Here is a 12535-nt window from a genome sequence, read left to right on the forward strand (position 1 = left end):
AAATAGACCAATCTAAAGGGGTGTGAGTCATGATTGGGTTAGTAAAAGGTTTAAAATATACTCTTCAAAATTTAACGCGCGAGAAAGTGACGTATGATTATCCAAATCAGCCGATTCCGTTACCAGATCGTTTTCGTGGAATTCAAAAGTTTTATCCAGAAAAATGTATTGTTTGTAATCAGTGTTCAGCAATCTGTCCAACAGACTGTATTACATTAACTGGGAAAAAACATCCTGATCCTACGAAAAAAGGAAAAATTATCGACACATATGATATTAATTTCGAGATTTGTATTTTATGTGATTTATGTACAGAAGTTTGTCCAACAGAAGCGATTATTATGACTAATAACTTTGAACTTGCTGAATATTCACGTGATGAATTATTTAAAGACCTTCAGTGGCTTGATGAAAATGATCAAAACATTCGAAAGGAGAATAAAGCATGAGTGGTTTTGTAGTTGCTTTCTTTCTTCTTTCTTTATCAGCCATTTTAGGTGGCGTAATGATGTTAAACTCAACGAAAGTTATGCATATGATGCTTTCACTTGTTTTAACATTCATTAGTATTGCAGGGATTTATGTCCTACTATCAGCTGAATTCGTAGCTGTTGTTCAAATTCTTATTTATTCCGGTGCAGTAACAATCTTAATGATTTTTGGAATCATGTTAACGAAACATGATATTGAAAGTGAAAAGCCAAAAAGAAATTGGAGAAACATTGCTGCATTTATCGGTATTGTTGCATTTGGAGTCGTTATGTTTTTAGGTGTAAATGGACTTTCAATTGATGCACCAGATGTTGATTTAGCAACAAATAATACGAAGAATATCGGATTACAATTATTTACAAATCATATCGTGCCATTTGAAGTAATGTCCGTATTATTACTAATTGCTTTAGTAGGTGCGATCATATTAGCAAAATCAGATGATTCAAAAGAGGAGGGTACGAAGGAATGAGTTCAGTTCCAATTAATGCTTATCTTCTTTTAGCGCTAATTTTATTTTGTATCGGATTATATGGTGCATTAACAAAACGAAACACAGTAATCGTTTTAATTTGTATTGAGTTAATGTTAAATGCCGCAAATATTAATTTAGTGGCATTTAGTAAACTTGGTGTAGCACCGTCGTTAACAGGACAAATTTTTTCATTATTTACGATTTCAGTTGCAGCTGCTGAAGCTGCAGTGGGCGTGGCAATTTTAATTGCATGGTATCGTCATCGTCAGACAGTCAATATTGATGAAGCTGATTCATTGAAAAGATAAATAGGAGGTGGAATTTGATGATGCAGTATGCTTGGCTTGTTCCGGTACTTCCGCTAATTTCCTTTCTAATCCTAATATTAGCTGGTACAAGAGGAAAGAAAGGTAGTGGGATTTTAGGAGCAACTTTAACAGGAATCTCATTCATCATCTCCTTGTTCGTCTTATTTGACCGTCTACAAGGGGATACAGTGCAGAAATTATACACTTGGTTAACAATTGGAAATATCGATATTCACGTTGGATATGTAGTAAATGCACTAAATTCGTTAATGCTAGTAATCGTTACGTTCGTTAGTACATTAGTACATATTTATTCAACAGCATATATGGAAGAGGATGACCGAATTACAGTGTTCTTCGCATATTTAGGCTTATTTACATTTGCGATGTTAGCACTTGTCATTTCACCTAGCATTCTACAACTTTATGTATTCTGGGAGTTAGTAGGTTTAGGTTCATTTTTACTTGTTGGTTTCTACTTTTATAAAGAGGAAGCAAAAGCAGCGGCTAAAAAAGCGTTCATTATGACTAGAATAGGGGACGTTGGTTTATTTATCGGGATGGTACTTTTATTTTGGAAAACAAAGAGCTTTGATTTCGATCAAATTTTCAATGTAATCCAAGGTGGACATGTGAGTACCGGTATGTTAACTCTTATTGCGATCTTGATTTTCGTAGGAGCAATGGGTAAATCAGGTCAGTTCCCACTTCACACATGGCTTCCTGATGCGATGGAAGGTCCAACACCTGTTTCAGCATTAATTCACGCAGCAACAATGGTAGCAGCCGGTGTTTACTTAGTAGCAACGACTTATCCAATCTTTATTGCAAGTGGAACTGCTTTAACTGTAGTTGCGATTGTCGGAGGATTTACTGCGATCTTTGCAGCAAGTATTGGTCTTGTGCAAAGAGATATTAAACGAGTACTAGCATACTCTACGGTCAGTCAATTGGGCTATATGATGCTTTCATTAGGTGTAGGTGGTTATACAGCAAGTATTTTCCACTTAACTACTCATGCATTTTTTAAAGCATTGTTATTCTTAGCTGCAGGTAGTGTTATTCATGCCGTACACACTCAAGACATCTTTAAAATGGGTGGATTACGTCAGAAAATGAAATGGACATCTACACTATTCTTAATTGGTACATTAGCTATTACAGGTGTACCATTACTATCTGGTTTCTTTAGTAAAGATGAGATTTTAGCTGCAACTTGGGAAAACGGAAATTACGTTTTATTCGTAGTTGCTTTAACTGCGGCATTCTTTACTTCATTCTATATGTTCCGATTATTTTTCTTGGTTTTCACTGGAGAAGAAAAGACAAAAGGTGCGCACGAGTCACCGATGTCAATGGTTCTTCCAATGTCATTATTAGGGATCCTTGCTATCTTTGCAGGTTATATTAATTCACCATTCTTTGGTCGTCACTTAAATGATTTTTTATTAGACGGAGCTCCATTTACAATTGCTGAGCATAGTCATGAGCCGGTTTGGATTATGATCGTAGCAACACTTGTTTCTTTAGCTGGAATTACGCTTGCTTACAATATGTATGGCAGAAAAGTGAAACAAACTAAACAAGAAGAAAATGGATTATTCTATGAAATTCTTCTTAATAAATACTATATTGACGAAATATATAACGGTTCAATCGTAAAAGGTATGTTTGCAATCGGGCATGTAATGTTTGCAATTGAGCGTTTTGTCATTGAAGGGCTTGCAGTTCTAGTAAAAGGAATTGTAAGTACTATCGGTGGAATTGGTTCAAGGCTTCAAAGTGGCCAAGTCCAAACTTATGGATTTATTACATTACTTGGTCTTGCGCTAATCTTATTAGCAATCGTTGTGACAGGGGGGTACAACTTATGATGTCTCATTTCTTATTATGGGTTGTTTTCTCACCTTTATTGGGATTATTACTAGTTTCTTTTGCTCCAAAGAATTCTTATAAGCTTTGGGCATTATTGACTTCGGTTTTATCATTTGCGGTTACTATACTAGCTTATATAGCAGGTCATAATCATTCTAGTTTAAAAGATTGGAATATTTCATATGATTGGTTTTCATTTGGAAAATTTTTCGCTGGATCAACTAGATTGTTTCAAGTTAAGTTTGAACTTGGAGTAGACGGTCTATCATTAGTGATGATTTTACTTACTGGTATTATCTCATTGATTGCTGTAATAGCAGGTTACTCTATTAATAAAGGTTCAAAAGGCTTCTATCAACTATTATTTATTTTACAAGTAGGTATGTTCGGTGTATTTGCAGCTCAGAACCTAGTGTTATTCTTCTTATTCTTTGAATTAACACTAATTCCAATGTTCTTCTTAATTGGTAAATGGGGACGCTTTGATAGTGAACGTGCTGGATACCAATTCTTAATTTATAACGGGTTAGGATCTGCATTCTTATTATTTGTTATTGCTGTCTTATTTGCTCGCACAGGCACAACAAATTATGAAGTTTTAGCTAACATCATTCCAGCTGGACAACAAACAATTAGTCCAATTTCAGAGCATTTAAAAATGGTTCTATTAATTTGTTTATTAATTGCATTTGCAATCAAACTACCATTATTCCCGTTCCATCGATGGATGGTGAATGTTCATACACAAGCAAATCCTGCTGTAGTGATCATTCATGCTGGTATCCTATTAAAAATTGGAACTTACGGTTTAATTCGTTTTGCTTTAGGTATTTTCCCAGAGCAATTTGAAAAAATGTCGGTAGCTCTTGCGATTATCGGTGTAATTAATTTACTTTACGGAGCTTATATTGCTTTAATTCAAAAAGAGTTACGTTCTGTATTGGCATATTCAAGTTTCTCCCACATGGGAATTGTTATTATTGGATTAGCAGCAATGAATAGCGCTGGAATTCAAGGAGCGATTTTACAATCAGTATCTCACGGTTTAATTGCAGCACTTCTATTTTTAATAGTTGGAATGTTAGAAAACCGAGGTGATACTACTAGCTTTGACCGTATTTCTGGTCTTTCAAAATCAACTCCAAGACTAGCCGGCTTACTACTTTTTGGCGGTATGGCATCATTAGGTTTACCAGGTCTATCAGGGTTCGTAGGGGAATGGTTATCATTTGTTGGCCTTTTCCAATCTCATAAAGCAATTGCAACTGTCGGTACGTTAGGAATCATCTTAACTGCAGCTTATATTTTAAGAGCGATTTTACAATTAAGCTTCGGTAAAAGTAGTGAATTTATTTCATCATTCACTGATTTATCAAAACGCGAAGCAATCGCTTCAGTTATTTTAGTATTTGCGATTGTTCTGCTTGGTGTATACCCAGCTTTCGTAAATGATATGATTGTGTCATCAGTGGATTTTATCATTCAAGGGATTAGAGGTGTATAGAAGATGACTTGGAAAGCATTATCTGAATTTCAATGGGGAACAATGGGTCCTGAGATCATTCTAGTAGTTGCTGCGCTTCTTCTATTAACTCTTGAACTCTTATTACCTAAAAATGCGAGTCGTAAAATAGTCGGTTGGATTGGCTTGTTAAGTGTAGTTGGATCGCTTGTATGGTTAATCACACTTCACTCACATAAACCAATAAGTCTATTAGCGGGATCGTTTAAATTTGATTCGTTTGGGTTTTTATTTAAACTGATTTTATTAATTGGAGCAATCTTAGTTTTATTACTTGCACTAGGAGATAAATCAATCGCAGAACGCTCAGAATACTACACATTGTTTATTACAGCGTTAATTGGAACAATGTATATGGCTTCAAGTAGCGATTTAATTACCTTATTTGTTGGATTAGAGCTACTTTCGATTTCATCTTATATTCTAGTTGGAATTCAAAAGAGAAGAGAGGGCTCTTCTGAAGCAGCACTTAAGTATGTAATTAACGGCGGTATTTCAACTGCAATTACACTATTCGGATTAAGCTATACTTATGGCTTAACAGGTACAACAAACATTACTGAAATGAATTTGGCACTTCAACAAGGAATACCAAGCAGTAATGGGTTTCTAATGATCCTAGCATTTGTGCTAGTATTTGTAGGATTATCATTTAAACTAGCATCTGTTCCGTTCCATATGTGGGCTCCAGATGTATATGAAGGTGCTCCAACACCTGTAACAGCATTCTTAGCAACAGTGTCAAAGACAGGTGGGTTTATAATCGTACTTCGCATCTTCTTAGCAATTTTCACTGGTGCATTATTGATGAAGGAACAAAAATCTGTATTCGAAGTAATGCAACCAGTTGTTGCAACATTGGCTGCGTTATCGATGATTATAGGTAATACAATTGCTTTAAAACAAAACAGTCTAAAGCGCATACTTGCATACTCAGGGATTGCACACGGAGGTTATGTTCTAGTTGCATTTGTAAGTATTTCACCATTCATGTTTGAGGGGATCTGGTTCTATTTATTAGCTTATACATTCATGACAATCGGTATTTTAACAATTGTCTATAATGTACAACAACAAAGGGGATCTGATTCATTATCATCATTTGCAGGTCTAATTAAAACGAATCCATTTTTAGCGATTACAATGACAATATTTGTTTTATCGCTAGCGGGTATTCCATTAACGGCAGGGTTTATAGGAAAGTTAAATATTTTCTTGGGAGCCTTTGTCCAAGTTAAAGGATATTATGTATTAGGTGGAATTCTACTTTTAACTACAGTAGTATCTTATTTTTACTATTTCGGCATCCTTCAAAATATTTTCTTTAGAAGTGGTGAAGAGCGTAAAATTGTACTTCCTAAGACACATCTATTCGTTGTATTGGTTTGTGCTGTCATAACAATTCTATTAGGTATTAAACCGTCTTTAGCATTAGATGTATTTCATAAGCTAGACATTGTGAAAGACTTCTTTATGGCGTAAAATATATTTAAATTAAAAGTGTAGGATGATTCCTACACTTTTTAATTTGTAGAGAAAGTATACTATTTGGTTTTCAGACTGTTTGAAATTGCATGCACTTAAGAACAGCAATCTGAAAGTTTTTCTATAAAAATCGATCGAAAAGAGGACGTGAAAAATGGAAGCTTTAGTTGGGACAGAAGCGTTATTAGCAATAATTGTCCATTTATTTTTCATTATTTTAACTTGGTGGGCTTTAACCGCAATTAAGTGGGAGAGTATTATGAAAAAAGGTCATGTCGCCCAAATTCGACTTTTTATGGTGCTATTGACGATTACAATTTCCTCTGCTGTAAGTAGTTTTTTCTTAGACTATCTACAATATACAAAAAACATTACATATTTATTGAAATAATTTGTCAAAAAGTATGTTACGATGTATCGTATAAACCCCTCTCTACCTGTGAAAAATGGAAGTAAGAGAGGGGATTATTTATGAAAAAGACTGTGTACATATTTTTAATTACAATTACTTTTGCTTCTGCATTATTTTATAATTGGGGTAAAATCGGTATGGCAGACACAGGTATAGGTCAATTGAACCGTTTTGCAGACGTATTAAATAAAAAAGACATTTCGGTTACAAGTTGGAATTTATACGCAAGAGAAGCTAAAATGAATACTTCGGTGTCCAAAATAGTCGGTAAATATAAAGCGGATTTTAAAAAATTTAAGTGGACGAAATCTAATAATGGTAATAAAATAATTGGTACATTTAACCATAATTTGGTCACAGAAAGAATCGTTGTTACATCTACTGGCAATAACAGTAGCTATGTAATTTATGAACTTAGTGGGACTAAATGGGACCAGCAGGCTGAAAAAGAAACAAATAAACTTATTAAGAACTCACTGGAAAATATTTTTAGTAAAGAACCTACTTTTTTTACTTGTATAAAGGGGACAATGGGTGGTAAACTTGAAGGTGTTTTGCAGGGTATAAAAAATGATTTTTTGGGGACTTTTAAAGCAACAAAAATTGAAGAAATAAAAGAAGGGGCATTCGTCTCTGTTTCAGCATATACTGAACAGTGGAATGACGCTCTGGTTGCAAATGGCAAAAAAATTAATTTACAAATTGCAATACGTGAAAACAATGTTGATAAATCAACGACAATTATTATTGGCACACCGATTATAACAGTAGAATATTGATAGATCTATTTTAGGACACGGAGGGGAAAAGTTTGGATAAAATCATTGTCCGTGGCGGGAAACAGCTTCAAGGCACAGTTCGTGTAGAGGGTGCAAAAAATGCTGTCTTACCAGTTCTTGCTGCAGCGCTACTAGCTAGTGAAGGAAAAAATATAATTCATGACGTACCAACTCTATCTGACGTTTACACGATTAACGAAGTTCTTCGTAATTTAAATACAGAGGTTGGGTTCAAAAATAATACAGTAACAGTTGATGCTTCAAAGGATTTACATGTTGAAGCACCATTTGAATATGTTCGTAAAATGCGAGCATCTATTCTTGTAATGGGGCCACTTTTAGCAAGAAATGGTCATGCACGTGTAGCGTTGCCAGGTGGATGTGCGATTGGATCTAGACCAATTGAACAACACTTAAAAGGATTTGAAGCAATGGGAGCTCAAATTACGGTTGGTAATGGTTTTGTAGAGGCAAAATCAAACGGTCGTTTAAAAGGGGCAAAAATCTATTTAGATTTCCCAAGCGTAGGAGCAACAGAAAATATTATGTCTGCAGCAGCACTTGCAGAAGGAACAACAATTCTTGAAAATGCTGCGAAAGAACCTGAAATTGTTGACTTAGCAAACTTCATTAATGCAATGGGTGGTAAAGTTCGTGGTGCTGGAACAGGCACTATTCGAATTGAAGGTGTACCAACATTATTTGGTACAACTCATCACATTATTCCTGACCGTATTGAAGCTGGAACGTTTATGGTAGCAGCAGCGATTACGAATGGTAATGTATTAATAGAAAATGCAGTTCCAGAGCACTTAAGCTCAGTTGTAGCGAAAATGCGTGAAATGGGCGTAACAATTATCGAAGAGGAAGAAGGACTTCGTGTAATTGGTACAGACAATTTAAAACCTGTAGACATCAAAACAATGCCTCACCCAGGCTTCCCAACAGATATGCAATCACAAATGATGGCACTTCTATTAAAAGCTAATGGAACAGGCATGATTACTGAAACAGTCTTCGAAAATCGTTTTATGCACGTGGAAGAATTCCGTCGCATGAATGCAAATATTAAAATTGAAGGTCGATCAACTATTATTCATGGACCAAATGATCTTCAAGGAGCAGAAGTAGCTGCTACGGATTTACGTGCTGCTGCATCACTTATTCTTGCTGGTCTAGTTGTTGATGGATATACTCGTGTTACTGAATTAAAACATTTAGATCGTGGTTATGTAAATTTCCATGAAAAGCTTGCTGCACTTGGAGCGGACATTGAACGTGTAAACGAACCAAGCACAGCTGTAGAGGAAGAAACACTAAAAGATTTACAAGCGTAAACTAAAAACTAATTCTAATGCCTGGCACTTTGTGTTACCCCACATAGAGTCGGGCATTTTTGCATTTTCATGCAACTTTCTACTATCAGTTATAGACAGAAACCTTATAAAATATTCTAAAAATAATAAAAAAATAATACTATTTGTTAAAAGAAACTAATTTGAAATCAATCTATATTTGTTCTAAATGCTTGTCCATATACATAAATTATCTTTAGAAAGGGCAATTAGTTGAAAATTGTCATTTAAAGTTGTTTTGAAATGGATAGGAGGAAAATATGAAGTCATTTAAAACATTAATCACTGCAGGATTAACTACTTGCTCAGTCGTTATTATTATCCCTACATTGCTTGTTCTACCATTTCATAGCCATACAGATGGTAGATTGGTTGATCAGCTACAGAAAAAAGCAAACCAAGTCGCAGCAGCGAACAAAAATGACAATCTAAGTATTGAAGTCTTTAGAACAAAAACACAAAAAGTTGAAAAGCTACCAATTGAGGAATACGTATTAGGAGTAGTCGCATCAGAAATGCCAGCAAAATTTGAAACAGAAGCACTAAAAGCACAAAGTTTAAGTGCAAGAACATTTATCATCAAACGATTGAAAGAAGGAAAACCACTTCAAGAAGGTGGAATTGTCGATGATTCAGTTAATTTTCAAGTCTTTCAGGATCGCGACGACCTCAAGAAAAGATATGGCGCTGAATACGATAAAAGTATAGCCAAAATTGAAAAAGCTGTAAAAGCCACTGAAGGACAAATATTAACATACAATGGACAACCTATAACTGCTTCATTCTTCTCCACAAGCAATGGATACACTGAAAACTCCGAAGAATATTGGAAAAATAGTGTACCATATTTGAAGAGTGTACCGAGTCCTTGGGATTCCGTTGCTCCAAACTATATATCTAAAAAATCATTTACAATAAGTGATTTCGAAAAGAAACTTAATGTAAAAATTAATAAGGCAGACATAGGGAAAGTCACGTCGAGAACACAAGGTAAACGTGTAGAACAAGTGGCGTTTGGTAAAAAAACTCTCTCAGGCAAAGAAATCAGAGAGAAACTAAACCTGCGTTCAACAGATTTTTCGTGGGAGCGTACAGGTAATGAAATCATCATTACAACAAAAGGTTTTGGCCATGGAGTAGGTATGAGTCAATACGGAGCAAATGAGCTTGCTAAGCAAGGAAAAACATACGATGAGATCGTTAAGTATTATTATAAGGGTATCGACATAAAGAAGCTTAGTAAGAAGGATTATGATGTATTGAAGAAGCTTTAAGAAATTTTCATTCGGAAAGACAAAAGGCAGACCACTTAGAGGTCTGTTTTTTTGTATAATCGCTTAGATCGTTTTTTTTTATGAAAAGAAGAAAGTAACTTAAAAAAACACTCTAAAACGAACTAGGATTCGTCCGTTTAGAGTGTTTTTTGATTAATAGAGTTATTTATTTTGGGAAGCCAAGGAGCTTAATTACAGAGATTCTAGCGTAATTTAAATCACTCAGGTTCAAATTCAGTTAAGAAAGTCAGTTTCTTACGTTCCTTAAGATTACTCTACAATTTTACTTCTTTTCTCGACTCTTATTGCTTTTGAGCATATTTATAATAAAAGTATCCAACAAATGGACGTACTTTTATGTTTTTTACATTTGATTTTTGTAAGTACACATATCCAGCTTGGTAAACGGGAGCAATCGCAGCATCATCTAGTAAAAGGTCTTCAGCATTATGAAGGAGCTGAGTACGTTCTGATTCGTTTTGTAAGCTGATTGTGTTTGCCTTTTGTACAAATTCGTCATATTGAGCGTTTTTATAATTTAATACATTTAAAGCTGATTTAGATGTAAATAGCTCTAAATAAGTCGTTGGATCTGGATAATCTGCACCCCATGTATCTAGAGAGAGATCATAGTTTCCTTGCTGGCGTAATTCGAATTTTTGTTGTGCTGGTTGTACGACAATATTAACTGTTAGACCTTTTAAATTTGTTTCTAATTGTGATTTTAAATATTCACCGATTTTACGCGATGTATTATTATCACTTACTAGTAGTGAAATTGTCGCATTTGATTTACCACTCTCAGTTAAAGCTTCTTTAAAAAGTGATTTAGCCTTTTCTAAACTTACTGTAGAAGGATGAGATGTTGAGCTAACAAAGTCCACACCTTTAGTGTTTTTTACTAAACCTTTAGGAATAATTCGATCAGTAGGAATCGAACCATCGTTTAATAGTGTTGTACTAATGTCCTCTTTATTAAAGCCGTTTGCGATTGCCTTACGCACTTTTAGATTTGCTAAAAGTGGATTTTTTTGATTAAAGCTGATGTAAGAGACAATTGGCATAGCTAATTTGTTTAATTCTTTATTCCCTTTATAACGATCGATAACATTAGAATCAATAATTGCTTGGTCAAGTTCGCCAGTTTCATAGAGATTAACTGCAGTTGTTGTTTCTTTCATGATTTTAACGTCAATTTTATTTACTTGGACATTCTTTTTATCATAGTATTGTGGATTTTTTGTCATTGTAAATCCAGCTTCATGATTCCATTTACTTACAACGTAAGGACCATTATATAAAGTTGTATTTGCTTCTAAACCATATTTGCTACCTTGCTCCTTAACGAATTTTTCATTTAACGGGAAGAACATTGGTAAACTAGTTAGTTGAATGAAATATGGAATAGGGCGTTCAAGTTTAATTTGTAATGTTTTATCGTCTAGTGCAGTTACCCCGAGTTTATCCACAGATAACTTTCCTTGGTTAATTTCTTTTGCATTCTCAATATCATATAAATCGTATGCAAACTGAGCTTTAGTATTTGGATCAACTGCTCGTTTCATTGCAAAAACAAAGTCTTTTGCCGTTACTGGGTCTCCATTTGAATATTTAGCATCTCTTAAAGTAAATGTATAAACCTTACCATCCGTACTAACTTTATGTGATAAAGCAGCCGCAGGAACGTATTCTCCTTTTTCATTTGGCATATAAAGACCTTCCATTACACTATTAAGTGCGTTTAATGATGGTCCATCTAAAGCTAGTGAACTATCAAGACTTACAATATCTGAAGTATCCATTAAATGTAGCGTGTGATCGTTTGACTTCGAAGCTGTCTGATTTGATTGTTGTCCACAGCCTGCTAGTGCCAATGTGAGTAATAAAGTAATTGATACGAATTTTTTCTTAGTAAATATCATTTTATTTTTTCTCTCCTTATTTTTGGGTACAAAAAAAGAGTCCCCGCCTTATAAAAAGGACGAGGACTCCCGTGGTGCCACCTTAATTAGCCTAAAACCGTTTAGACTCACTTTGCAGTATCAAAACAAATGAATTGAACTACCTTGTGACAAAAAGCAGTATCGAAACACTAGTTTGAATACCTGTCTCTTTTATCGGTGAGACGTCCGCCAAAGCCTACTGCATAAATAAATGGTTCGGTTTGGGTGCTCAGAAGCCCATTCAAAAATATGTCCGTACTGACTTGCACCAACCGTCAGCTCTCTGAAACTTTCATATAATCTACTCTTCTTCATCATCGCAAAAAATATATAATGACTGAAATAATTTTTTAAGTTTAAGTTTTTATTACATCGTACAAGCTTGTAGTGTGATTATATTTTGTTAAAAAGAAAAATGCAAGAAAAATATTTTATAAACTTCATAATGAGACTTATTAACTTATCCACAAATATTGTGTATAAACTCTGTGGAATTGTGGATAAATCGCTTTCATTTGTTAATATTTTTCTAGTATTTTGTGGATTAATGTGAATTAGTTTGAAATTGTGTGGAAAAATAAGAATTTTGTCGAACTAAAATTTTCTAAATTGCGT

Annotated in this window: 11 protein-coding genes and 1 other annotated feature; of the genes, 10 read left to right on the forward strand and 1 reads right to left on the reverse strand. The window is 34.5% G+C overall.

Features of this window, described 5'->3' with window-relative positions; all coding sequences use genetic code 11:
• Positions 1 to 29 precede the first annotated feature (29 nt).
• The 10 genes from nuoI to spoIID all read left to right on the forward strand — a co-directional run bounded on the left by nuoI (position 30) and on the right by spoIID (position 9977).
• Positions 30 to 449: an NADH-quinone oxidoreductase subunit NuoI gene (nuoI, locus tag ACFWM3_RS06815; RefSeq protein WP_025568978.1), complete on the forward strand. Its 420-nt coding sequence runs from the start codon at positions 30 to 32 to the stop codon at positions 447 to 449.
• A complete protein-coding gene (locus tag ACFWM3_RS06820; protein WP_056469334.1) occupies positions 446 to 964 on the forward strand; it encodes an NADH-quinone oxidoreductase subunit J in 519 nt (172 codons plus the stop codon). The genes nuoI and ACFWM3_RS06820 overlap by 4 nt, the downstream gene beginning before the upstream one ends.
• The gene (gene nuoK, locus ACFWM3_RS06825; protein ID WP_025568976.1) at positions 961 to 1275 is read left to right on the forward strand and encodes an NADH-quinone oxidoreductase subunit NuoK; all 315 of its coding nucleotides are present in this window, start codon (positions 961 to 963) and stop codon (positions 1273 to 1275) included. Before ACFWM3_RS06820 ends, nuoK begins: the two co-directional genes overlap by 4 nt.
• Before the next feature lie 17 nt (positions 1276 to 1292).
• Entirely contained in the window at positions 1293 to 3149 is a 1857-nt protein-coding gene (gene nuoL / locus ACFWM3_RS06830; RefSeq protein ID WP_056469337.1) for an NADH-quinone oxidoreductase subunit L, read from the forward strand.
• Entirely contained in the window at positions 3146 to 4654 is a 1509-nt protein-coding gene (locus ACFWM3_RS06835) for a complex I subunit 4 family protein (protein WP_390310814.1), read from the forward strand. Before nuoL ends, ACFWM3_RS06835 begins: the two co-directional genes overlap by 4 nt.
• Positions 4655 to 4657: 3 nt before the next feature.
• Positions 4658 to 6154: an NADH-quinone oxidoreductase subunit NuoN gene (gene nuoN / locus ACFWM3_RS06840; protein ID WP_390310815.1), complete on the forward strand. Its 1497-nt coding sequence runs from the start codon at positions 4658 to 4660 to the stop codon at positions 6152 to 6154.
• 157 nt (positions 6155 to 6311) lie between these two features.
• Entirely contained in the window at positions 6312 to 6548 is a 237-nt protein-coding gene (locus tag ACFWM3_RS06845) for a DUF1146 family protein (RefSeq protein WP_025568971.1), read from the forward strand.
• 80 nt (positions 6549 to 6628) lie between these two features.
• Entirely contained in the window at positions 6629 to 7348 is a 720-nt protein-coding gene (locus ACFWM3_RS06850; RefSeq protein ID WP_056469346.1) for a YwmB family TATA-box binding protein, read from the forward strand.
• 32 nt (positions 7349 to 7380) lie between these two features.
• Positions 7381 to 8685: a UDP-N-acetylglucosamine 1-carboxyvinyltransferase gene (murA, locus tag ACFWM3_RS06855; RefSeq protein ID WP_025568969.1), complete on the forward strand. Its 1305-nt coding sequence runs from the start codon at positions 7381 to 7383 to the stop codon at positions 8683 to 8685.
• Positions 8686 to 8963: 278 nt separating this feature from the next.
• Complete coding sequence (gene spoIID, locus ACFWM3_RS06860; protein WP_056469349.1) at positions 8964 to 9977, forward strand: stage II sporulation protein D; 1014 nt, start codon at positions 8964 to 8966, stop codon at positions 9975 to 9977.
• 302 nt (positions 9978 to 10279) lie between these two features.
• Here the strand turns inward: spoIID and ACFWM3_RS06865 are convergent, their stop codons facing one another.
• Positions 10280 to 11899, reverse strand: a complete 1620-nt coding sequence (locus tag ACFWM3_RS06865) for a peptide ABC transporter substrate-binding protein (RefSeq protein ID WP_056469352.1) — start codon at positions 11897 to 11899, stop codon at positions 10280 to 10282.
• 52 nt (positions 11900 to 11951) lie between these two features.
• Positions 11952 to 12247 (reverse strand) — a binding site (T-box leader).
• Positions 12248 to 12535: the final 288 nt, after the last annotated feature.

It is taken from the genome of Gottfriedia sp. NPDC058432 (assembly GCF_042721555.1).
GTDB lineage: Bacteria > Bacillota > Bacilli > Bacillales > Bacillaceae_G > Gottfriedia.

Excerpts from the sequence above, each read along its gene's own strand:
- nuoI (WP_025568978.1), top strand. The coding sequence starts at position 30 with ATGATTGGGTTAGTAAAAGGTTTAAAATATACTCTTCAAAATTTAACG.
- ACFWM3_RS06820 (WP_056469334.1), top strand. The coding sequence starts at position 446 with ATGAGTGGTTTTGTAGTTGCTTTCTTTCTTCTTTCTTTATCAGCCATT.
- nuoK (WP_025568976.1), top strand. The coding sequence starts at position 961 with ATGAGTTCAGTTCCAATTAATGCTTATCTTCTTTTAGCGCTAATTTTA.
- nuoL (WP_056469337.1), top strand. The coding sequence starts at position 1,293 with ATGATGCAGTATGCTTGGCTTGTTCCGGTACTTCCGCTAATTTCCTTT.
- ACFWM3_RS06835 (WP_390310814.1), top strand. The coding sequence starts at position 3,146 with ATGATGTCTCATTTCTTATTATGGGTTGTTTTCTCACCTTTATTGGGA.
- nuoN (WP_390310815.1), top strand. The coding sequence starts at position 4,658 with ATGACTTGGAAAGCATTATCTGAATTTCAATGGGGAACAATGGGTCCT.
- ACFWM3_RS06845 (WP_025568971.1), top strand. The coding sequence starts at position 6,312 with ATGGAAGCTTTAGTTGGGACAGAAGCGTTATTAGCAATAATTGTCCAT.
- ACFWM3_RS06850 (WP_056469346.1), top strand. The coding sequence starts at position 6,629 with ATGAAAAAGACTGTGTACATATTTTTAATTACAATTACTTTTGCTTCT.
- spoIID (WP_056469349.1), top strand. The coding sequence starts at position 8,964 with ATGAAGTCATTTAAAACATTAATCACTGCAGGATTAACTACTTGCTCA.
- ACFWM3_RS06865 (WP_056469352.1), bottom strand. The coding sequence starts at position 11,899 with ATGATATTTACTAAGAAAAAATTCGTATCAATTACTTTATTACTCACA.